Annotated in this window: 22 protein-coding genes and 1 pseudogene; 11 read left to right on the forward strand and 12 right to left on the reverse strand. The window is 59.6% G+C overall.

The window, feature by feature from the left end; genetic code table 11:
• Positions 1–289 precede the first annotated feature (289 nt).
• The 6 genes from U5A57_RS37575 to U5A57_RS37600 form a co-directional block, all read right to left on the reverse strand.
• Positions 290–676, reverse strand: a complete 387-nt coding sequence (locus U5A57_RS37575) for a RidA family protein (RefSeq protein WP_321917012.1) — start codon at positions 674–676, stop codon at positions 290–292.
• A 60-nt stretch (positions 677–736) separates the two neighbouring features.
• Positions 737–1,486 (reverse strand): IclR family transcriptional regulator, encoded by a 750-nt coding sequence (locus U5A57_RS37580; protein WP_321917015.1) that lies wholly within the window; start codon positions 1,484–1,486, stop codon positions 737–739.
• Positions 1,487–1,586: 100 nt separating this feature from the next.
• Positions 1,587–2,339 carry an amino acid ABC transporter ATP-binding protein gene (locus tag U5A57_RS37585; RefSeq protein ID WP_321917016.1) on the reverse strand — a complete coding sequence of 251 codons (753 nt, stop codon included), beginning with the start codon at positions 2,337–2,339 and terminating at the stop codon, positions 1,587–1,589.
• Positions 2,336–2,980, reverse strand: coding sequence for an amino acid ABC transporter permease (locus tag U5A57_RS37590; RefSeq protein WP_321917018.1), 645 nt, complete (start codon positions 2,978–2,980; stop codon positions 2,336–2,338). Before U5A57_RS37590 ends, U5A57_RS37585 begins: the two co-directional genes overlap by 4 nt.
• Before the next feature lie 21 nt (positions 2,981–3,001).
• Positions 3,002–3,718: an amino acid ABC transporter permease gene (locus U5A57_RS37595; RefSeq protein ID WP_321917019.1), complete on the reverse strand. Its 717-nt coding sequence runs from the start codon at positions 3,716–3,718 to the stop codon at positions 3,002–3,004.
• 51 nt (positions 3,719–3,769) lie between these two features.
• Entirely contained in the window at positions 3,770–4,606 is an 837-nt protein-coding gene (locus U5A57_RS37600; protein WP_321917021.1) for a transporter substrate-binding domain-containing protein, read from the reverse strand.
• A 362-nt stretch (positions 4,607–4,968) separates the two neighbouring features.
• Here U5A57_RS37600 and U5A57_RS37605 point away from each other — a divergent pair, with 362 nt between their 5' ends.
• Positions 4,969–5,796, forward strand: coding sequence for a DUF4377 domain-containing protein (locus U5A57_RS37605; protein ID WP_321917022.1), 828 nt, complete (start codon positions 4,969–4,971; stop codon positions 5,794–5,796).
• Here the strand turns inward: U5A57_RS37605 and U5A57_RS37610 are convergent.
• On the reverse strand, positions 5,793–6,164 hold the full coding sequence (locus U5A57_RS37610) for a tannase/feruloyl esterase family alpha/beta hydrolase (RefSeq protein WP_321917024.1): 372 nt from the start codon (positions 6,162–6,164) through the stop codon (positions 5,793–5,795). The genes U5A57_RS37605 and U5A57_RS37610 overlap by 4 nt on opposite strands.
• Here U5A57_RS37610 and U5A57_RS37615 point away from each other — a divergent pair.
• From U5A57_RS37615 to U5A57_RS37630, 4 genes are all read left to right on the forward strand, one after another.
• Entirely contained in the window at positions 6,163–6,558 is a 396-nt protein-coding gene (locus U5A57_RS37615) for a hypothetical protein (protein ID WP_321917026.1), read from the forward strand. The genes U5A57_RS37610 and U5A57_RS37615 overlap by 2 nt on opposite strands.
• A gap of 518 nt (positions 6,559–7,076) precedes the next feature.
• Positions 7,077–8,762: a sialidase family protein gene (locus U5A57_RS37620; protein WP_321917028.1), complete on the forward strand. Its 1,686-nt coding sequence runs from the start codon at positions 7,077–7,079 to the stop codon at positions 8,760–8,762.
• 1,059 nt (positions 8,763–9,821) lie between these two features.
• A complete protein-coding gene (locus U5A57_RS37625; RefSeq protein WP_321917029.1) occupies positions 9,822–10,565 on the forward strand; it encodes a type IV toxin-antitoxin system AbiEi family antitoxin domain-containing protein in 744 nt (247 codons plus the stop codon).
• A gap of 29 nt (positions 10,566–10,594) precedes the next feature.
• Entirely contained in the window at positions 10,595–11,548 is a 954-nt protein-coding gene (locus tag U5A57_RS37630) for a nucleotidyl transferase AbiEii/AbiGii toxin family protein (protein WP_321917030.1), read from the forward strand.
• 343 nt (positions 11,549–11,891) lie between these two features.
• Here U5A57_RS37630 and U5A57_RS37635 read toward each other — a convergent pair whose 3' ends face one another.
• The gene (locus tag U5A57_RS37635; RefSeq protein ID WP_321917032.1) at positions 11,892–12,812 is read right to left on the reverse strand and encodes a LysR family transcriptional regulator; all 921 of its coding nucleotides are present in this window, start codon (positions 12,810–12,812) and stop codon (positions 11,892–11,894) included.
• Between the two features lie 170 nt (positions 12,813–12,982).
• Here U5A57_RS37635 and U5A57_RS37640 point away from each other — a divergent pair, with 170 nt between their 5' ends.
• Positions 12,983–14,149 (forward strand): MFS transporter, encoded by a 1,167-nt coding sequence (locus U5A57_RS37640; RefSeq protein WP_321917034.1) that lies wholly within the window; start codon positions 12,983–12,985, stop codon positions 14,147–14,149.
• 351 nt (positions 14,150–14,500) lie between these two features.
• Here U5A57_RS37640 and U5A57_RS37645 read toward each other — a convergent pair whose 3' ends face one another.
• Complete coding sequence (locus U5A57_RS37645; protein ID WP_321917036.1) at positions 14,501–14,770, reverse strand: type II toxin-antitoxin system RelE/ParE family toxin; 270 nt, start codon at positions 14,768–14,770, stop codon at positions 14,501–14,503.
• Positions 14,767–15,246, reverse strand: coding sequence for a hypothetical protein (locus tag U5A57_RS37650; RefSeq protein WP_321917038.1), 480 nt, complete (start codon positions 15,244–15,246; stop codon positions 14,767–14,769). The genes U5A57_RS37645 and U5A57_RS37650 overlap by 4 nt, the downstream gene beginning before the upstream one ends.
• A gap of 776 nt (positions 15,247–16,022) precedes the next feature.
• Here U5A57_RS37650 and U5A57_RS37655 point away from each other — a divergent pair.
• On the forward strand, positions 16,023–16,250 hold the full coding sequence (locus U5A57_RS37655; protein WP_321917039.1) for a hypothetical protein: 228 nt from the start codon (positions 16,023–16,025) through the stop codon (positions 16,248–16,250).
• A gap of 159 nt (positions 16,251–16,409) precedes the next feature.
• Here the strand turns inward: U5A57_RS37655 and U5A57_RS37660 are convergent.
• A pseudogene (locus tag U5A57_RS37660) lies at positions 16,410–16,607 on the reverse strand (hypothetical protein); the annotation flags it as partial.
• Between the two features lie 156 nt (positions 16,608–16,763).
• Between U5A57_RS37660 and U5A57_RS37665 the strand changes: the two are divergent.
• Entirely contained in the window at positions 16,764–17,564 is an 801-nt protein-coding gene (locus U5A57_RS37665) for a phosphodiesterase (protein ID WP_321917041.1), read from the forward strand.
• Between the two features lie 108 nt (positions 17,565–17,672).
• Here U5A57_RS37665 and U5A57_RS37670 read toward each other — a convergent pair whose 3' ends face one another.
• Positions 17,673–18,413 carry a sulfite exporter TauE/SafE family protein gene (locus U5A57_RS37670; protein WP_321917043.1) on the reverse strand — a complete coding sequence of 247 codons (741 nt, stop codon included), beginning with the start codon at positions 18,411–18,413 and terminating at the stop codon, positions 17,673–17,675.
• A gap of 25 nt (positions 18,414–18,438) precedes the next feature.
• Here U5A57_RS37670 and U5A57_RS37675 point away from each other — a divergent pair, with 25 nt between their 5' ends.
• The 3 genes from U5A57_RS37675 to U5A57_RS37685 all read left to right on the forward strand — a co-directional run bounded on the left by U5A57_RS37675 (position 18,439) and on the right by U5A57_RS37685 (position 20,386).
• Complete coding sequence (locus U5A57_RS37675; RefSeq protein ID WP_415774705.1) at positions 18,439–18,783, forward strand: LysR substrate-binding domain-containing protein; 345 nt, start codon at positions 18,439–18,441, stop codon at positions 18,781–18,783.
• Between the two features lie 25 nt (positions 18,784–18,808).
• A complete protein-coding gene (locus U5A57_RS37680) occupies positions 18,809–19,429 on the forward strand; it encodes a class I SAM-dependent methyltransferase (RefSeq protein WP_321917045.1) in 621 nt (206 codons plus the stop codon).
• Positions 19,430–19,774: 345 nt separating this feature from the next.
• A complete protein-coding gene (locus U5A57_RS37685) occupies positions 19,775–20,386 on the forward strand; it encodes a 3'-5' exonuclease (protein WP_321917046.1) in 612 nt (203 codons plus the stop codon).
• The last annotated feature ends 419 nt before the right edge of the window (positions 20,387–20,805 follow it).

The raw sequence follows: 20,805 nt of genomic DNA on the forward strand, positions 1-20,805 counted from the left end.
CTGTGCTTCCCGGGCCGCGCGCTGGCCACGTCAATGTTTTGTCGATTGGCGTCGCGCAATCAGCGCGCTCTCACCAGTGACCGGGAGAATGCGGCCAGCGCGAGTCGACCCGCCGTTGCACTGCGGGCCGCAACGACGCAGCTTCATTCTGGAGCATCACGGGCCTGCGTAACGCGCGGAAGTCAACGAAGCTTTAGTGGGTTGGCTTGACGCAATACCGGGTACCGGCCTTGCGCGTTGACGAGACGCGCATGCCGGGTTGATGCAGTGCAGGCGATCACTCGCGCTTTTAATTATGCGGTGCTTTATAGGCTACGCAATCGACTTCAACCTTGCAGTCGATCACCATGCTCGAAACGACCGCCGCGCGTGCGGGTGGATACTCGCCAAAGTACTCACGAAACACCTTGTTGAAAGAAGCGAAGTCGCGCGGGTCATCGAGCCAAACCCCGCAGCGCACGACGTGTTCCGCACCATAGCCCGCTTCGTGCAGGATCGCGAATACGTTCTTCAGCGCCTGATGCGATTGCTCAACGATGCCGCCGTTAATGACTTCGCCGTTTTCCATCGGCGTCTGACCGGAAACGAATAGCCAGCCATTCGCCTCGACAGCACGTGCAAATGGCATGTGCTGGCCACCCGTTCCTTTACCGCCTTCTACGCCATAACGCTTCACACTCTCACTCCTTCTCACATTGTCTGATTGATGGCCGAGCTGCTTTCAACGCACCCGGAACTACCTAAGCGATAACGCCTTCGCGGACTGTAGAAGGTCTTCGAGCATCGCGGATCGCCTCTCCGGGCTCGTATCGCGACTCGTCATGAAACAGAGCGCCGCAATCGGAAAGCCTGCGCGGTCGCGGACAGGCGCCGCCATGCAGAGCCGAAAGGCATTCGACAAACCCTCTGTGCAGCAATAGCCCTGCTCTTTCGCGAGCTGCACTTCCTGAAAGAACCCGTTAAAGTCGATACGAACCCCGTTGTCGAGGACGAAATCGTCGCCGGGAATTAGCTCCCGGATCTCGTCCGCATTCAGGTGGCCAAGCAACAGGCGTCCGGTCGCGGTCCATGGAATCGGCACCCTCACGCCAATGTCCGAACTAATGTTGAAAGGACGCGCGCTGCTCTCCGACAACACGACGGTATATTTATTGCCCTCGAGCATGCACAACTGCGTAGTCTCCTCATACTTCCTGACCAACGCCAGAATGGCTTGATGAGAGCGGCTGATCAAATCGTTGTGAGTTGCATAGTCAGACCCGTAGTAGTGCATTTCGCGCCCAAAAAACACGCTACCATCCGCGGTGGTCTCGAGCCAGCCAACCCCGGTGAGAATCGTAACCAGTTCATAGATGCTCGAACGAGGCGCACCGGTTGCATCGATCAACTCGCGCATCGTCATTGGCCGCTGGGCTATATGCAATTGCCGAAAAATTTCGACGACGCGGTCTACGCCTCTGGCGCGCGATGATTCTCCAACAGCCATGCATTCACTCCATCAAGGCGTTCGTAAAGTCGATTCACTGAAAACACAGCTGAGTTTACCGTACGCGAACCTTCGCAAGAGCGACGTGCGGGTTTCAGCGTCAATGGTCGAGTACCCTGTGAAGAAACTGTTTCGTGCGCTCGTTCGAAGGATTGACGAAAATCTGCTCGGGCGCGCCCTGCTCGGCGATCACGCCCTTGTCCATGAACACAACGCGGTCCGCGGTCTTGCGAGCAAAGCCCATTTCGTGGGTGACAACCACCATCGTCATGCCGTCGCGCGCCAGGCCGCGCATGACTTCAGTGACCTCGCCAACCAGTTCCGGGTCGAGTGCCGATGTCGCCTCGTCGAAAAACATGATGCCTGGCTCGACCGCAAGCGCTCTGGCAATGGCTACCCGCTGTTGCTGGCCACCCGACAACTGGCTCGGATAGTGCTCTGCGCGTTCCGCGAGACCAACACGGTCAAGCGCTTCCATCGCGCGCTTGCGTGCGTCGGCGGGATTCATCTTGCGAGCCTTGATGAGCGCGAGCGTGACGTTCCCAAGCGCAGTCTTGTGCGGAAAAAGATTGAACTGCTGGAAAACCATGCCTACGTGACCACGAATTTCGCGTGCACGGCGCGGGTCATGAAGCGGAACGTCGTTGACCCAAACTTCGCCCGAATCCGACGTTTCGAGTCCCGCCATGATGCGCAGCACCGTACTCTTGCCGGAGCCAGACGCTCCGATCAGCACCAGAACTTCGCCTGACCGGACATCGAGATTGATTTCCTTCAGCACCCGGGTCGAACTGAACGACTTGCTGACGCCCGTGAGTGAAATGATGGGCCTGGTTTGAGTTTGATCGCTCACGACAGTCTCCTGCGGTCATGGTGGCGCACCCACTGTGAGAGCGGGAAGCACACGGCAAAGTAAATGAGTGCGACGAGTCCGTAAATTTCGACAGGCTTCCCAACCCGGTCCACGATGGCCTGGCCACCGTGCATCAGTTCGGACATACCAATCATGCTGACGATCGACGTGTCTTTGATGAGCGAAAGATATTGACCAACGAGCGGGGGCAGCACAATCCGCCCGGTCTGGGGCAGCACAACTGAGGAAAACGCCTGGACCTTCGAGAGACCGAGAATTTGCGACACCTCCCACTGCCCTTTGGGCACGGATTCGATGCCGGACCGGAACACCTCGGCAATGTAGGCGCCCTGATACACGCTCAACCCGATTACCCCGGCCGCGAACACGTCGATGGCGTACCCGAAGTAGGACACTCCGAAGTAGATGAACATCAAGGTGATGAGCACGGGTGTACCGCGAAACAGCTCCGTATAGAGCTTCGCGATGCGGGACGTGCCCCACGGTCCGAACGACCTCAAAACAGCGGCGAAAAGGCCAATCAGGGTACTGCATACGATGGCCGCCACGGAAAGCAGCAGTGTCGTCACCAACCCTTGCAGCAGGATGGAAAGACTGGTTTTCAGCAGTTCAACGGACATAATCCAGCTCCGATGCGAAGATCAAGCTCGGTTGGTTCGGCGGATCCAGAAGCCCCCTGAACGGGCGCGAGGCCGGATGAGAAGGGGGGGATGAAACATGCGCGCTCCGAGTTGGCTCGCCAACCAGGACAGTGCGTTGCTGAGCACGAGATAGGCGACAAGCGTCACAGCGAACGTCTGAATGTAGAGAAGGGTTCGCGAGTTGATCACGGTCGCGGTTCCAGTCAACTCCGGAAGCGCGATGGCGGACAGGAGCGATGTGCCGAGCAGCAACTGAATCAGGTAGTTGACGATGGCGGGATATACCGCCCGCGCGGCTTGCGGCAGCACGATTTCCGTGAAAATTTGCCTGCGCTCCAGCCCGAGAATGCCGGCGGCCTCCAGCTGGCCACGCGGCACAGACTGGATGCCCGCACGAAACACTTCCGACAGGTAGGCGCCGACGTTGAGCCCCAGCGCAATCACACCAGCCCAGTACGCGTCCAGTGAAATGCCAGCCGAAGGCAAGCCAAAGAACACAATGAAAATCTGCAACAGGACAGGCGTATTGCGGATGATTTCGACATAGCCGCGAGCGAACCATCGAAACGGCGCGACCGGACTGATGCTGGCAAGCGCGGCCAGCAGGCCGAGCGACACCGCCAATACGAACGCAAGCAGGGTCACCTGCAGCGTCAGCCAGCCTGCCCGCAGAAAGTCAGGCACGTAGCCCCATAGTGTCAGCCATTCGTAACTCATTTCCCTCTCCAACTCGTTTGAGTCTCTTGCGCTGCTAGCATCACGCGCCACTTAGAGCTGCGGATTCAGCGCGTAGCGCGGGTCGGTGCCGAACCACTTCTTGTAGAGTTGCGCGTTCAGCTTCGACGCATTGATGTTGAAAAGGAACAGGTTCAGGTAATTGACCCACGCCTGGTCTCCGGACTTGACGCCAAACGCGTTGTACTCGAGCGGAACGAGAGATTCATTGGTGACGGCGAGTTCAGGGTCGAGCTTCGCCTGATAGGCCAGGAAATTGTTGTCTTCGATCATCGCGTCAGCCTGGCCCTGCTTCACGGCGAGGATCGCGGCCTGCGAGCTGTCGTATTCCTGAATCTTGACCGCCATGTTCAACGCCCGCACTTCGTCGCCATTCGTCGAACCCTTGACCGTGGCGATCGTGCGATTGCTCATATCCTTGATGGACTGAATCCCGCTGCTCTTCTTGACCAGCAACGCCTCACTGGCGACGACATAGGGCGTCGTGAATTCGACGACCTTTGCGCGCTCGAGATTGCGCGTGAAATTGCAGAACACGACATCGACCTTGCTCGTCTGCAGGTTCGGAATGCGGTTCGCGCTCGTCGTGTTTACGATCTCGAGCTTTACGCCCATTTCTTTGGCGAGTTCCTTTGCGAGATCCACGTCGTAGCCGTCGGGTTGACCGTCTTTGTCATAGAAACCGAAGGGCGCGAACGTCAGGCAATCGCCAACGCGCAGCGTGCCACGCTGCAGCACGGCCTGTAGCGTCGACGAGGAGGCCGCCCCGGCTTGTCCGGGCGTAGACACCTTGGTGCAGCCCGTCAACGCGAGCAGTCCAGCAAAAGCGAACAGGAAGGCAGTCTTGACGCCGTGTTTTGCAAGTTTCATGTACAGGCCCTAATCGGAGGTGGGTATTCCGGCACGGATGCGTCGGTTCCAGCGCTCTCGGCAGGCCTCGGAACCCACTGGCTTATGCATCCACATTGTCCGATATACCGGACACGTGTCTGATTAACCGGATTAAGGCGCAGTTTTAGGCACTGAAAATGGTGAGGCAAGTGGCCTGAACCCTAATTGCATTTTTATTTTTGTTCGGGCATCGGATCCGATGGCGACCAGGGGCACGGGACGTGGAGGCTATGTCAACCCGGTGCGGCGGCTCCGGGTTGTACCATGCGTTAGATCGTCAGTTCTTCCGGTGAGCGATCCGAGCCGCCTGTAACACCCACTGGACCAGCAGAGGTACCGACGTGAAATGCCACCTGCTCTTGCTGACATTCGCTATTGCCGCCTGCTCGCCGATCCATGAAACGGGTGCCCCGGCTACGCCAGCGATAACGTCTGCTTCCGCCCCCGCCCCCACAAGCGCGACGTCGACAGTCGGCACCGGGATCCTCACCCAGTACCACTGGCAACTCAACGACGCATTCGATAGCAAAGGCAAACGCATCGATGCGTTGTTCGCCGACACGAACAAGCCCGTGCAGTTGGACTTCAGCGCTGACCGGCTGAACGTGCTCAATAGTTGCAACAACATGGGCGCCAGTTACAGCATCAAGAAAGGACGGCTGCAAATTGGCCAGATGGTGAGCACCATGGTGGCGTGCCCGGATCCCGCCCGCGCCGCGCTCGATAGCGCCATTGCACAGCGGCTGCAGGGCAGCCTCAGCATGAACCTGCTGACACGTGGCAACACACCGCGCATGCAGCTAGTTACCGACCGTGGCGACACGTTGAGTTTCACCGGCGTACCCACGGCGCAGACGCGTTTCGGCGGCCCCGGTGAAATGACCTTCCTCGAAGTGGCCGCACAGTCCGTACCGTGCCAGCATCCACTGATTCCGGACAAGCAATGTTTGCTGGTACGCGAACGTCACTTCGACGAACAGGGTTTGGCCACCGGCACGCCTGGTGAATGGCAATCGCTGTATCAGGATATCGAGGGCTATACCCACACCCCTGGAATTCGCAATGTCCTGCGCGTAATGCGCTACACCGTCACTAACTCACCCATCGACGGGCCTTCGGTCGTTTATGTGCTGGACCTGGTGGTCGAATCGGAGAAGGTCGGGAACTAGCCGGCCTTCTCCGATCCATCAAATGCAATCCGTAAATATGCCTTATATTGAAAACTACAATTGATTACCCATCGATACAGCCTCGCACGCGACAGCGGCCGCGTGCGGCCTGGCACACCTGCGGTATCGGTGACCAGCCGGTGCACCGGCGCCGTCCCGTGCTCGACCAAGTTCTGCAGCGTTGTGAGCGAATCCCACGAAGCGTTGAACTCGGTGCCCACTGCGTGCTGCAACCCGGCAATCCCATAGAAACGCACGAACGACTCGAAGCCCATCCTGATCAGCAAGCACTGGTAGTAGATCCCTGTTGCCCGCGTGCTGACGGTCTGGTCCACGGTGCCGTGCGTTGTCAGCAGCTTTGCCGCCATGGGTGTCACGGACGAACTCGTTGCCGATCTGCCGTATAACGCCAGCATCAATATTCCGCCTGATCTGGACGCCTCGTCCGGCACCGTCGTCAAGCTCGCCGATGGCACGACCGCGACGGGCACCTTCAATCAGCATCCATTCATTCTGGCGAACATCGGTCAGTTCGGGAGCTTTTGGCATGAGCGGCGCGGCTCGGCCGTGGTGTTCTTCGCGCTCGTCGGTTTCGATGCGGTGTCCCACCCCCGCAGAGGAAGCCGGACGTCCAGCTATCGCCCCTCGTCGGGCGACTGCACGGTGCTAACCGGCCGTTCGCCCGATCCGGCTCCAGAGCGGCGACTCTCACATCGGCGAACGCGTACTTACGCCCCATTGCCGACAGTCGGCTCGTCGTAGTTTCAAAGGCAGGTACCCGAGGCCGCTTTTCTGCGACCACGAACGCCAGGTTTCAATGCCATCCGTTCGTCACCCTCGAGCAGCAAAAAAACGCCGATGCTACGGCAAAACGCCGTGTGTCGAGGTCGCGGAGGTCGGAGCCGTAATCGAAGTCACAATCATCTACAACCCAGCCGCAGTCGAAATGGGTCATTCAATGTAGAACGCTTCGATTCAATATTAAATACGTACTCCGAATAAAATATCAATGCAAGTAATCCCTGTAAATATCAAGTGGCATGCTTCTGCAAGCGCATACATGTTTTGACGGTTTTCATGCAATCCCCGTACCACGCCAATCGTAGCGGGGGCGCCATGTGATGAATCGGAATCCGTAATGAATTTTTCACACAAATGCTGCTATCGCGACCTAGTGTGTGTTTGGTAGATGCATCGCTGCATGTCCTGGTGGACGGTAGCAAGCTCTGGTTTTGCGGTGGGCAATGCACAGGCGTTTTCCCCTTTTCGCGAGGCTCAGAATGAAAATCAATATCAGACGCTTATCCCGATCAACTTTCAATGGCATGGCAGGCGGTTGCGTCATTGCGTTGGTGTGCTCGATCGGCCCAGGCGCACATGCGCAAACGCTGGGTTCGCTAGTACAGGTAGCTGCGGGCGACCCATTTAGCGGGTGCACGGCAGACAAGGTGAACGCGCAACAGTCGGCATTCGGCAGCGTCCTGTATCCTGCAACCTCAATCGAGCCATGGATTGCGGTCGATCCGACCGACCCGTCTCGCCTCCTCGTCGGCCACCAGCAGGATCGCTGGATCGACGGCGGATCACGCGGGCTTGTCGGCGTCGTCTCCAGCGATGCGGGCAGTACCTGGTCGAATTCGATTCCGTCCGGCGTGACTGCGTGCACCGGAGGCAATTTCCGGCGAGCTTCCGATCCCTGGGTAGATTTTGCGCAAGACGGCACGGCCTTCTTCTTCTCTCTGGTACTGGACCCCGCGCAGCCGACGACTCCTTTCGGAGCCCGAAATAGCGGGATGCTGGTCAGCCGCTCCACCGACCACGGCGCGACGTGGCAGCCTCCCGTTACGCTGATCCGCACCAACTCGCCGCACATGCTCAATGACAAGAACTCGCTCACTGCGGATCCGACCGCGAACAAATACGTCTATGCGGTCTGGGATCAGCTGAGCGTGTTCCCGCCAACGAAGGAAGGCGCCCAACTGCTCGCTCAAAATGACGGTGTTGAGATCGCGCGCCAATTGGCGGGCCTTTCTTCGACATGTGGGACCCCGCCGTGCGCGGGTGGTGCCCCCTTCTCCAAATTCAGTTTCACCGGCCCGAGCTTCTTCTCACGGTCCACCGACAATGGAGTGACATGGAGCACAGCCGCACCGATCTACCAGCCGGGCACGAACGCGCAGACAATCGACAACATGGTGCGCGTGCTGCCTGATGGTACCCTGCTCGACTTCTTCACCGCGATCAACGTCACGCCATCGCCCCTGAGCATCGGCTATATCAAGTCGACGGACAAAGGCGCGAACTGGTCGGGGCCGACGTTCACCAACGATATTCATACGGTCGGCGGCGTGGTCACCGGCGTGGTGACACCTGACAGCGGTCAGCCGATACGCGACGCCGCCATTCTCTACAGTGTCGCTGTGAACCCGGTTTCGGGGGCTATCTATCTTGCCTGGCAGGACGACCGCTTTTCGTCCGGGACCTGCACCACACCCACCGGATCGATTCCGATCGTCGGGATCGTCTTCAGCGAGTCGGATGACGGTGGGGCGACCTGGTCAACACCCGTGATGATCAACAAGACGCCGCCGAACAGTACGAACCCCTGCCGTCAGCAGGCTTACATTCCGGCGATAGTGCCATCGGGCGACGGCAATACGATCGTGGTGACCTACTACGACTTTCGTAATGACACGAACACGCCTGTGGGCTTCGAGGGCAGCGACTATTTCGCGGTGTTCTGCTCGACCGCCACTGTGTGTACGAGCTCTGCCAATTGGGGTAACGAACGGAAACTGACTGACGCCTCGTTCAACATCCTTGACGCACCCGTAGCGGGTGGCCATTTCCTCGGCGATTACATGGGTCTGGCCGCTAGTGGACCCAAAACTATTTACCCGTTATTCGGCGTCGCCACGAGCGCCAACGTGACGGCCGAATTCACCCGCGAGATCACATTGCCGTGAGCACAAACGGCGGCGACTGAAGCAGAGGTCGCCGCCCAGTCTCCCAGGACAGTCAGGTTGCCGGCATTCACGCAGTGGGCAAGGACGCGCGAATTTCTGCGCGCATGTTGGTGCCTTATGCCGAAGCTTTGCTGCGCGATGAGACTTATCATTGAGCATCTGGTGCCGCCGATGGTCCGCCACCTGTCTCCAACCGCTGGCTTGCTCGCGCGGTCGCTAACAGCCGGTGCAGAACCCCGTCTTGCTTATCCGCACCGGGTCGAGAGTACGCATCGGATCACAGTGAGAACTGACATTCATAGAGTCGCACCGGTGTGATTGACTGAAGAGCGACCTGATGCGGCCTTACGAACGGCGACATTTGAACGTCCGCAATCGATGACCCGTCGTCGATCGACTGTACGCAATGGCCGCCCCTCCCCCATACCCGTCCCACTGCGCGTCCGTCGCCTTGCAAGCCAGCAGGCGTCCAGACCGCCGACTCTCCTGGCGTGCATGACGCCTCAAGCTGTTCACCATGCGAATCTCCACATTACAGATCGCTCGTCAGGAGAACCCAGGAGAAATGCTCAGGTCAGAGCCGGCCGCCCTGCCAGGTGAACGGGAAGAGCGCCTGGTCGCATTCGTCCAGCTGGCCCGGCGCGAATGGCGCCAAATACGATGCGTTTGCCCATTCCACGAATGAGGCCAGCCCCGCGTAAACCGGCTTCGGGGACGTGCGACGGTGCGCGTTCGGCAGTTGCCGGGGAATGCCTGCCGCCGAAGGCGCCACCTTTCTAGCGGGCCACCGATTGTTCGTTTCAATCAACCGTCCCTTTGCGCCTGGCACCTCGCGCCAGCTTTGGCCGGTTCACGCATTGCATGATTTTTTCTATCTAAATACAAATTTTACCGACAGAACATCGAATAAATCATGCGCCGTTCGTCCCGATCGAATACACTGATTACGCGTCTCCCGGACGTCGGCACAGCGATCCATCTCCGGATTTTACATGATTTAATTTCCTTAACTGCTGATTTCTTTGTGTAGTCACAAAAAAATCATGCCCCTCGACGATTATGGCCAGCAAAACACTCCAGCGGCTCATGGAAGGCGTCCCCCGAGGACAGCCGCTTGATCCACAGATGCTCCGCGACTGCGGCGTCAGCGCCCAGCAGACCACCTACCTGGTGAGCGCCGGGTGGCTGCAGCGCCTTTCGAAAGGCGCCTACCTCCTTGCGGGTGACACGCCGACGCGCGACGGCGTACTCGCGTACCTCAGCCGGCATGTGAAGGGCCTGCATGTCGGCGGCAGGACGGCGCTCGACTGGCAGGGCGTGCGGCACAACATGAGTTTTCGCGAGCGTGTCGTGCTCTGGGCCCAACGTCCCTACGTCATGCCCGAGTGGGTCGGCGAGCACATGCCCCATACGCTGCAGACGACGCGCCTGTTCGATGACAATCTGCCGGAAGGCTTTGCGATCTCGCCGCTTCCCAACCAGGATCCCTCGATCCTCGTTGCCGAGCCCGAGCGTGCCCTGCTCGAGCTCGCGAGCGATGTCGGCAAGCGCCTCGCAAAAGGACAGTCCCTCGAAGAGGCCATCAATATCGCATCGTCGTTGCGCAACCTGCGCCCAAAGGTACTGGATACCCTGCTATCCCATTGCACAAGGGTGAAGGTCGTCAAGCTGGTGCGGGATCTTGGAGAAGCCAGCGGCTTTGCCTGGGGCAAGGATCTGCAGCGCCACGTCGACAGGCTTGGCCCCGGTAAGCGTTGGTCCAGCAGCCGCAGGGGCACGCCCTCATTGAACCTGAAGGCGTAACGTGCCCACTTCCAGTCAAACGTGACCCGATGAACGATCAGTACCTCAACACCGTGCGCCTTATGCTGGCGATCGCGCCCGACGTTTTCGACACACCGCATTTCGCCATGAAGGGCGGAACGGCAATTAACATGTTCGTGCAGGACCTGCCCCGCCTGTCTGTCGATATCGACGTGATCATGCGCTCGCACGACCCCGACCGGGCCGAAGCACTGGCGATCATCAACACGGAACTTGCGCGCGCAAAACAGGCGATTGAGCGGCAGGGCTATCACGTCACTGTCGCTGGCGCCAGCGGCAAAAACAAGGGCGATGACGTGAAATTGACAGTGGCTTCCGCCGATACCCAGGTCAAGGTGGAAGTGAAATATGTCTTCCGGGGCACCCTGATGCCAACCGTCATGCGCCCGGTCGTTCCGCGCGCACAGGAAATGTTCCGCGTCGACTTCGAAGTGCCCACGCTCGCCGACGCAGAACTGTACGGCAGCAAGCTGGTTGCGGCGCTGGACCGCCAGCATCCGCGTGACATCTTCGATGTGCAGCACATGTACGAGACGTACGGTGGCCTACGCGATGATTGCGTTGCCGCGTTCGTTGGCTACCTCGCTGGCCACAACCGCCCCGTTCACGAAGTTCTGTTTGCGAAGCCACATTCACTGGCGCACGAATACGAGGCAGGATTCGTGGGCATGACCGTCGACGAGGTCAGCCTTTCCCGGCTCGAGGAAGTCCAGGCACAGCTTCACCACGATCTGCCACGCGCGCTGAGCCCGAAGCAACGTGAATTTCTCCTATCCCTCGTCAGACTGGCCCCGGACTGGGCACTGATGCCCTACGCTCATCTGAGCGACATGCCCGCGATACGCTGGAAGATCGAAAACCTGCGCAAACTTCGCACACGCGACAAGCAGCGCTTTGCCGATCAGGAAGCGCGACTCCAGGGAGCATTTTCAGCACTGGATCGCGAGAGCAGACGCGGATAGGAGACCGCGCGTCCCTTACGTCCGCCAAGTCACGAACCGGGCCATGACCTGCCGTTCCGCAAGCGGGGCAACCTGCCGTTTGAATCGCTGCAATACTCAGGCGGAACCTGAACGGATGCGATACGCCCGCCATCGGCCAAAGCCGACGGCCGCCGATCAACGGCTGTGCGGCGGCTGAAGTTCGCTTCACGGACATTCGCAAACCCGTGCCAGCGATTGTCTCCTCTCTATATTGACGAGTGAATCTGCACGGCCAGTTCCCGTCGTTCGCCCGAAGGGCAAGTGAAGCACTCGAACGTCCGTTGCGCACCAGATCTCTGCCTTAATTCGACCTCTAATCCGGTCAGGAAACATTCGTCCCGACTGCGTGGGCAAGCTCCGCGATGACGCGGGATTGGATCAGGAAGTCAAGAAAGGCACGCAGCGGCAGTGAGGTTCGACGAGCGCGTTCATATAACGCGCTCACCGGCACAGGGCTCGGTTCATATTCCGCAAGGATACGTCGCAGTTCTCCCTGCTCACACAATCCCGCAACCTGCCACGATGGGGCGCGGATGATACCCACACCCGCTCGCGCGGCCACCAAGAGTACATCGAGCGCGTTCGCCCAGAGCCGCCCCGTCACTCGAGCAGAATGACGGACACCGGCATGGCTATAACGCCAGTCAACGGGGCCGGGGCTGTCGGAAAAGACCAGGCAGTCGTGCAGACTCAGTTCACTGGGTGAATTCGGTGCGCCCCGGCGTTCGATATATGACGGCGCGGCACAAGTCACCATGCGGACATCGCCAAGCTTCCGTGCGACAAGCGTCGAATCAGGCAAGCGGCCCACGCGGATCGCGACATGAACATCTTCCTCCGCGAGATTCACGCTGCGCTCGACGAGGACCATCTCTACCGACACGCCGGGATGCGATGCGAGAAAGTGTGGAAGCAGTGGCGCGATGAGCATGCGCCCGAGCAACGATGGAGCGGCGATACGCAACCGGCCAGAGGGCTCGCTACTGCTACCACCGATAAGCGTGCTCATCTCGTCGAGATCCGCGAGGATAGCCTTCGCGCGCGCGTAAAACAGGCGTCCTTCGTCAGTCAGCGCTGTATAGCGTGTCGTGCGCCGTAACAACTGGGTGCCGAACTGCTGCTCCAGAGCCGAGATGTGACGGCTTACCGAAGTCAGCGACATCGGAATTGCGCGGGCGGCGGCAGACAGACTGCCGGCCTCGACAACCCGGACAAACACCTGCATGGCATCGAATCGGTCCATCGAAATGTCCTTCCGGAAAACGCAAGACTGCTTGCCGTTTGGCGCGGGTACCTCCTGATTGGGAAATAGTCTACAGTCCGACGCATGCGGTCCGCAAACAGTGGTCCGGTTATCCCGGCCGTTGCGCCGCGCTGTCACGATCCAGGGTAACCAGTCACCGGGGAGTCCAGATGAGGCAATCGCTCTATTGGGTCATGGCGCTCTCGGCCGGGCTCGTTGTCGCGAACAACTACTACAACCAGCCGCTGCTGATCGACTTCGCACATACCTTTGGGACGAGCGAACGTCAGGCCGGCGCGGTGGCCATTGCGGCGCAAGCTGGCTACGCCCTTGGTCTGGTCTTGTTCGTTCCGCTAGGCGACAAGGTCGAGCGTCGCAAGCTTTTCACGATAACGCTGTCGGCGGCTGTGGTTGCCCTTCTTGCGATGGCTGCCGCGCCGACTTTGTCGTGGCTCATTGCGGCGAGTTTCGTGGCGAGCATGACGAGCGTGGCACCGCAACTGCTCACGCCCTATGCCGCGCAACTCGCCGGCGCCGATGGCCGCGGGAAAGCGGTTGGAATCGTGATGCTGGGCCTGCTAGGGGGCATCCTTGCTTCGCGCACCGTATCCGGTACGATGGCTGCGCATCTTGGCTGGCGCGTTGTGTATGTGTCGGCAGCTGCAACGACCGCGCTCGTCGCCGTGATGCTCGCCCGGATACTGCCACGCGTTGCACCAACATTCCCAGGTAGCTATCGTGCATTAATGGGCTCTCTCACACAGCTACTGCGCGAGGAACCCGTCGTGCGGCAGACATCTTTCGTCGCCGCGTTGCAGTTCGCAGCCTTCAGCGCTTTCTGGACGACGCTCGCATTTCACCTGCATAGTCTCGACACCCGTTATGGTAGTGAAACCGCAGGACTGTTCGGTTTGGTTGGCATCGCGGGCGCCAGTGGGTCGTATGCCATCGGCAAACTGACGGATGCGCACGAACCCCGGCGTATCATCCTCGCCGCAACACTCGTGTTCATCGCTTCCTATGGAGTGCTGGCCTGGACGGGCGAGAGCATCGGCGGCCTGATTGTCGGCGTCGTACTTCTCGACCTTGGTTTGCAGAGCGCCCACGTTTCCAACATGGCGCGTAACCTTGGTGTCCGAAATCATGCCATGAGCCGCTCGAATACGATCTACATGACGATCCGCTTCGCAGGGGGTGCCATAGGCTCGGTACTCGGCAATTATGCGTGGAGCGCATGGCACTGGCCCGGCGTGTGCAGCGTGGGTGCCGCTTGCGCCTTCATATCGATGGTGTTACAGATCGTGCCTGATCGCAAAGCACAGTGCGCCATGCGCTGACCGTCTGGATAGGGCGTGCGTAGGTGTGAAAGTGCAAGCGTCCCCATCGACGCGAGATACGCCTCATACTCCAGGTAGAGCTCCGCCGCAGGACGCCTGGCCGGCGTCGTGCGTATTCGGCCGATACAGATGTCGGCCTTTTTTTGCACACGCCGCAGGTCATACTCGGTGGGCGTCTGCGACGCTTCCGCGCCGCAATGTCCGAAGCAGATCCTGGAGCAGCCACTGCGGGCGGCTCAAGCTGAAGGACAGAAGTGGGGCGTTACGACTCATTCAACAGCGATGAGAGCAGCTTCACGCAGGGCCCACCATGTGGGCCCTGCGTGCTGTCGCACAGCAAAGCTTGCAGCCCTAGCGGCGTTGCCGCGCGTGGCGGACACGAAGAATCTGCACTTGTTTGCCCGAAACGCGGTACACGACAATATAGTTAGGCATCACGACCATCTCACGGGTCCCCCTGACGCGGCCCGTCCGGTAGCGGTTCGGGTACGTGGCGAGCGTGGTGGTCTTTTCACGGATGGACTGTCCGAGCTCGACGGCGGCGGCCGGACTGTCCTCGCTCACATAATCGATAATCGACAGCAGCTGTTCCACTGCACGCGGCAGCCACTCGACGATCATGCGCGGCCCTTGCGCGCAGCCTTCTTCGCGGTCGCGGCAAGCTTCGCATCGAGCTGCGCCATCACCTCATCGTGTGGGACAAACGACGTGCCGGGACTGTCGGCCTCGGCAACCGCCTTCAGGACGTCGGCCTCGAACTCGGCTGCGTCGTCGGCGAGCTGGTTGCGCCGCTTCATGTGCGCGCTCTGGTCCGGACGCGTCCAGGCCGGGGCCTTCGGAGCACGCGTGTCCCACTCCTCGAGCGCGAAACGGCCGGTCGCCACGCCGAGATCGCGCACGACCTTCAGGGCCTGGCCCGGATCGCGGAATTCCCGTCGCTCGCGGCCGTTCGAGGTCACGAGTTCGGCCACGCCCGATTCGCGCGTTTCCAGCTCGATATAGAAAGCGCCCTTTTCGGCACGCAGGATCGCCGACAGGACACCACCGGCCTTGACGGCAGCGCTGGCCTGGGCGACATCAAAGGAAACACGTCGCATGATGGCTCCGGGGGACGGGAAGGGTCACGCCTTATTATACTCGTTTCCACGAAATATAATATTTCGTGGTTGTGAGGAGGCCGTGGAATGATCGGAGCGGGCGCAAAGCCTTGCCGGACGGGGGGTGGCGGCCGGTACCTGACATAAAAGGCGTTGTCTGCCGGTTGGCACTCAAGCTGTTGTGGAACCCAGGCCCTTCGTCTTTTCGACACCGCGGCATCCCGCCCGTCTTCCGAGTCACATATCCCGGCGATTCTGCGTGAATGCGACCCCGTTTTAATCGGGGACCAGTGTCGCAGTTCCAGACGACGAAGGGAAAGCCATCCCTCTCCACACCTGTCTGTGGCCAGGTCAGAATGGCGGCCCGTCAAGAGGCGGCACATACCTTGCACCGGTCGGCCCGGTTCCTGAATCCACCAGGGATCCCGCTGCCTGTTCGCGGTTCCTCGACTGGTGCGCCGGGTTGGTCCCGCGACTGCAGAACGCGTCCCGTTTCGATACCAGGGCGCCCTTCCGGAGAAAGCCGTACGAGAACCGCGACAATCCCGTCGATACGGTGTGGGCGGCGGCCCGGGCCGGTCTGGTGTGAGATCCCATCGGCACCCGTATGCCTCCCTGCGCTTCGCCCGGTACAGGTGCAGACGGCTCGATCCTTGCGCTAGTATGGACGGGTAAAAAGGAGGATCGAAGACAACATCGACCTGGTGCTGCCGTCAACTCCCCGCTTTGTCTTGCTGTTCAGCCGCTAGCATCGCCGCGTTCCGACGGAGGTCGAAATGAACGAACAATCCGTGCTCGGTATCATCCATGCGCAGGAACTACTGATGGTGTCCCTCATTCGCATACTTCCGCCCGACGAGCGTCGCAAAGTTTTCGACGAGTTCCATGGCCAGGTCGAGCTGGCCGAAGCGCCGCATCTGAGCGACGGCCATAACCGCGAAATGACCGAAGCGTTCATGGCGCATATCCGCAAGCTGTCGATCTTGCTGGCATCGTTGAGTTGATCGGGCGGAGGTTCGCGCCGCCGGACTTACCGAGCGCAAGCGGGAGAGCAGAGGGCAAGCTTGTGCGCGGCGATCATGAATGCGTCGGCGGTCTCCACCGTATCAAGGACGACAACTCGGCGGCAAAAGTCACGAAACGGGTTTTGTCGCGATAAGGCGTTATGGATACAAGCACACCAGAACAAATAGGATGCCGTATTTAACGAGCGAGTAGAATTGGGCGGCAGGTGTCTGGCTCAAGCCGCCGGTCTGCATTTGCCCCTTGGCGATCATATGCATCAACTCAATGCCGCCGAGCAAAATACGCGCACATCGAAAACTCTTGAAGCCCATCATCGGTTGCGTACACCTCCTGATGTCCGCTCGTCGTACCGATTCGGCCGCTCGATCGCGCGATTGAGAACGCGTGGAGTCGTGGCACTGCCCGCCAAAGCTCGCTCGATAAGGTATTTTGTCCGACCTAAAATCGCTCTTCGCCCACGTACATGCCCGTCGAAACCACCGGAGAGCCGAGTGACAGTCATTGCACAAGTATCCGATATTCACGTCCGTTCACACGGCGCGCTGTACCAGGATGCCGTGGACTCAAATGCCATGTTTTCGGCAGCGGTCGATTCGCTGAACCGCGTGCGACCCAAGCCGGACCTCGTAGTCATCTCAGGCGATCTCACGGACGAAGGTACCGCCGCTGAGTATCTGAAGCTTCGAGAATTGCTTGGCGCGCTGAAGCATCCGTTCGTGGTTTTACCAGGTAATCACGATAACCGTGACCGTCTGCGGGCCGCGTTTTCGGATCACGCGTGGCTACCCAAGGAGGGGGCGCTGTCGTTCGCGATAGACGTAGGCGAACTACGCCTCGTGGCACTAGACACATCCGTTCCAGGGCTACATCACGGTGAACTGGACGCCAACACCCTGACCTGGCTGGACACTGAACTCTCCGGGCATCGAGATCGACCGGTCGTCGTCGTCATGCACCACCCGCCGTTCATGACGGGCATCCCCTATCTGGACGTCTACGGTTTGCGAAGCACGGACGCATTGGCAAAGGTTCTTGCACGCCATGACAATGTCGATCGGATTCTCGCCGGGCACGTGCATCGGTCCATGCAGACGCGCCTTGGGAACGTTCCCGTACTCACGTGCCCAAGCACGACAACGCAGATCGCGTTGCGCGTCGAAGCAGACGCGGAGCCCGCTTCTTATCTCGAACCACCCGCATACCTGCTGCACCGTTGGGCTGGACACGGCCAGCCAGCGGTTTCGCATCTGTGTTACATCGGGCTTTTCGAAGGCCCGTTGCCATTTGCATAGCAGGGTCGATGGACTCGCATCAGCGTCACGGCTCCAGCAGCCGCCACTGACGTATCGCCTATCTGCATCGCATTTCGGCGGACGAAGCAGTCAATCAGCTGCAGTGATTCAAACAGGCAGGAGCAGCTTCACACTGGCGCAGATCAATACAACACCCAGCAAGACACGAATTTGACGAGTCGATAGCCAACGGCTACCTAGATGTGCTCCTAACCAGCTTCCCATGACCACCATCAACGCCAGCCGAACAATTCCATGTGGAAGGTGATTTGTGGCGCTCCAATTGCCGGCCAGCGCCGCTATCGAATTGCAGAGGATGAACAGCGCGGAAACGGATGCAGCCGCACGCATGGTTGACCACCGACAAAAGATCAGGAGCGGTGCGATCAGGACGCCGCCGCCAACTCCGGTTAGCCCCGAAGCAAGGCCGATAATCGCACCGCAAGCCACTGCGACGGGCTTAGGTGGTGGTCGCACAATGTTGTCGCCCATTGGCCTGCGCCACAGCGACAGCGTTCCAGCGATTAAGAGCAGTGCGCCAAGTAGATATTCAAACCAGGTCTTTTCCAGCGTTATATAGCCGCCTAATAACGCCATGGGTACGGCCGGCAAAGCAAACGGCCAGAACGATTGCCAGTTGAAATGCCCGTCTCGAATGAAGCGCCAACTTACGACAAGGGAAACCAGGATATTCAGGACAAGCGCCGTGGGCTTGATGCTGTCAGGCTCGTATCCCACCAGTGCCATTATGGCGATGTATCCCGAAGCCCCAGCCTGGCCGGTGCTGGCGTAAAGCAGCGCAACCACGAGAAAAGCAATGCAGGTCAGCAGTGTTTGCGTATCGACCATCGCATCCTCGGATCGAAAGTATCGCATGCGAAACTGGCTGAACTCGCTCTGCGCCGCATACGACCTTTTCCGGTTGGCGGTAGTGGATCGCGTGCTGGCCGTCGCCATCCGGCAGGCAGCGGACATCAGCCGACGGGATGACGAACATCGCGTCGACTTTCACCCGTTGTTCTGCTTCCGATTGGTCGCGCTCGTTGCGAACGACCATCCGCTCGCGCAAAAGGACTATCTCGATGCCGAGGATTTCCAAAACGAAACCTTGATCACCTATCCTGTGGAGGACGATGCGCTCGACGTAGTGCGCCTGCTGCTGAGGCCGCAAGGAATAACGCCCGCGCGGCGAACCGCCGATCTGACCGTGGCACATTGAGTTGTGCGACTGAACTGGAGCGATCATGCAATCGAAGGAACATTGGAACCACGTCTACGAGACGAAAGCTTCGACCGATGTCAGCTGGTTCCAGGAACACCCGCGTCAATCGATCGAGCTGATCGAGCAATCGGGAGTGGGCAAAGACGCGGCGATTATTGACGTGGGCGGCGGCGCCTCAACCCTCGTCGACGATCTGATCGACAAAGGGTATAGCGCGCTGACCGTGCTGGACCTCTCGGAAGCCGCGCTCGAAGTCGCGCGCGAGCGACTTTGTGAACATGCGCAAGCCGTTTCATGGATTGTCGGCGATGTCACGAAGGCGGAGTTGGCTGTGCACGCCTTCGACGTCTGGCACGATCGCGCCGTATTTCACTTTCTGACGAGCGAGGCGGAACGCGAAGCTTATGTCCGCACTGTGCTACGCACGGTTAAGCCAAGTGGCACGGTGATCGTTGCGACATTCGCGGAAGATGGTCCCGAGCGATGCAGCGGCCTGCCGGTCATGCGCTACAGTCCCGACGCCTTGCACGCGGAATTTGGCGCGCCGTTCACGCTGCTTCGCCAGGAGCGTGAGGAGCATCACACACCATCGGGCGGTATACAGCGGTTCATTTACTGCCTTTGCCGCAAAACGGTCGACTAGAGTGCCCAAGGGTCCTACAGCGGCACCATTCGAATAGTCCGGCCGCGTCGTAGAATACGCCCGCCAATCATTCAACGCACTCGGATCCGGGCGCGTCGCCACGAATAAAATCCAGGCCTGAGCGTGTCGTTGGTTGGCGAACTGGCCTGAGCGGCAGCCGGGCGAACAAACAAAGGCGCGTTATCAGCTTCACGGCCAGAAAGAGCGAAGCGCTCCGTTTGGCTTTGTACAAGGGTGTTCTCCATGCAGCCAGGCATCGGGATAGGGGCGTCTTGCCAGGGTGGCTCGTCAGGCGTGGGAAAGCGTGCGTAGTACGGCACCAACTGATTAGTGAACGAAAGAAACATGCAAACCGTTGCGGTACTCGACTTCGAAACAACCGGGCTTTCGCCCAATCTGGGCGACCGCGCTACCGAGATTGCCGTCATCCTTCTGCGTGACGGCCAGATTGTTGATCGTTACCAGAGCTTGATGAACGCAGGACGGCGCATCCCGTCCGATGTCGTTGCTCTCACCGGCATCACGAACGACATGATCGCATCAGCTCCTCCTGTCTCGAAAGTCATGAGGGAATCTGCAGCGTTTGTTGGAAACCATCCCGTCGTTGCCCACAACGCCGGTTTCGACAAGCGGTTTTGGCAGGCAGAACTGGGACTTCTTGGAGTGACAGCGGAGCATTCATTTGCTTGCACGATGCTCGTTGACAGGCGAGTCTATCCACACGCCCAGAGTCATCGCCTGTCTAGCTTGGCGGAGATGCTTCGGTTACCGAAATCGGGTCGTGCTCACCGGGCGATGGTTGACGCCGAGGTCGCCAGCCATCTATGGTGCCGGTTGCAACATGACATCGCTCAAACATACGGGCTGAAGCGAATCGATCACGCCCTCATGGCTCGATTGCAGAAAACCAGCAAGGCGAAGGTTGCGACATTTCTGGGTTCGCTGTCTAACGACTGAGCCCACTGCGCCGAACAACCTGGACCGCCCCCTCGATCCGTGGGGTGAGGCCTTCCAGAGGCACTGTCGCGTTGTCGTGTTCACGACGCAGTAGCTGATCGAGCGCACCACCCGCTCAGGCTGGCGAGCATTTTCTCCAGTCCGTGCGAACAGCCGCCTTTTTGAGCGGACGTCTGTTGGGAGCTGGGCAGTCAACCATCCTGGGCGGCCTTTTTGTTCCGCGCGCTGCTTGAGGTGGTCCTGAGATGCCACGCGTGTCCCGTTCGGCGAAGCCGCAAAGCGCCGTAACCTGGGTAGCTGCCTGCCTTACCGATACGCAGATGCGTGCAGGCGGTGGGACTACGCGGTTCTTCCTGTTCAGACGCGGCTCTCACGCGCGGCCGCTGCGAAATCGGGTGTACGTCATGGGCTTTCTTCGC

It is taken from the genome of Paraburkholderia sp. J11-2 (assembly GCF_905220185.1).
Classification (GTDB): Bacteria; Pseudomonadota; Gammaproteobacteria; order Burkholderiales; family Burkholderiaceae; genus Paraburkholderia.

Bases quoted from the DNA above. Each gene is read 5' to 3' on its own strand.
- U5A57_RS37580 (WP_321917015.1), bottom strand. From the start codon at position 1,486: ATGGCTGTTGGAGAATCATCGCGCGCCAGAGGCGTAGACCGCGTCGTC.
- U5A57_RS37590 (WP_321917018.1), bottom strand. From the start codon at position 2,980: ATGTCCGTTGAACTGCTGAAAACCAGTCTTTCCATCCTGCTGCAAGGG.
- U5A57_RS37595 (WP_321917019.1), bottom strand. From the start codon at position 3,718: ATGAGTTACGAATGGCTGACACTATGGGGCTACGTGCCTGACTTTCTG.
- U5A57_RS37600 (WP_321917021.1), bottom strand. From the start codon at position 4,606: ATGAAACTTGCAAAACACGGCGTCAAGACTGCCTTCCTGTTCGCTTTT.
- U5A57_RS37615 (WP_321917026.1), top strand. From the start codon at position 6,163: ATGGGTGTCACGGACGAACTCGTTGCCGATCTGCCGTATAACGCCAGC.
- U5A57_RS37610 (WP_321917024.1), bottom strand. From the start codon at position 6,164: ATGGCGGCAAAGCTGCTGACAACGCACGGCACCGTGGACCAGACCGTC.
- U5A57_RS37620 (WP_321917028.1), top strand. From the start codon at position 7,077: ATGAAAATCAATATCAGACGCTTATCCCGATCAACTTTCAATGGCATG.
- U5A57_RS37625 (WP_321917029.1), top strand. From the start codon at position 9,822: ATGGCCAGCAAAACACTCCAGCGGCTCATGGAAGGCGTCCCCCGAGGA.
- U5A57_RS37630 (WP_321917030.1), top strand. From the start codon at position 10,595: ATGAACGATCAGTACCTCAACACCGTGCGCCTTATGCTGGCGATCGCG.
- U5A57_RS37635 (WP_321917032.1), bottom strand. From the start codon at position 12,812: ATGGACCGATTCGATGCCATGCAGGTGTTTGTCCGGGTTGTCGAGGCC.
- U5A57_RS37640 (WP_321917034.1), top strand. From the start codon at position 12,983: ATGAGGCAATCGCTCTATTGGGTCATGGCGCTCTCGGCCGGGCTCGTT.
- U5A57_RS37645 (WP_321917036.1), bottom strand. From the start codon at position 14,770: ATGATCGTCGAGTGGCTGCCGCGTGCAGTGGAACAGCTGCTGTCGATT.
- U5A57_RS37650 (WP_321917038.1), bottom strand. From the start codon at position 15,246: ATGCGACGTGTTTCCTTTGATGTCGCCCAGGCCAGCGCTGCCGTCAAG.
- U5A57_RS37655 (WP_321917039.1), top strand. From the start codon at position 16,023: ATGAACGAACAATCCGTGCTCGGTATCATCCATGCGCAGGAACTACTG.
- U5A57_RS37670 (WP_321917043.1), bottom strand. From the start codon at position 18,413: ATGGTCGATACGCAAACACTGCTGACCTGCATTGCTTTTCTCGTGGTT.
- U5A57_RS37675 (WP_415774705.1), top strand. From the start codon at position 18,439: ATGCGAAACTGGCTGAACTCGCTCTGCGCCGCATACGACCTTTTCCGG.
- U5A57_RS37680 (WP_321917045.1), top strand. From the start codon at position 18,809: ATGCAATCGAAGGAACATTGGAACCACGTCTACGAGACGAAAGCTTCG.
- U5A57_RS37685 (WP_321917046.1), top strand. From the start codon at position 19,775: ATGCAAACCGTTGCGGTACTCGACTTCGAAACAACCGGGCTTTCGCCC.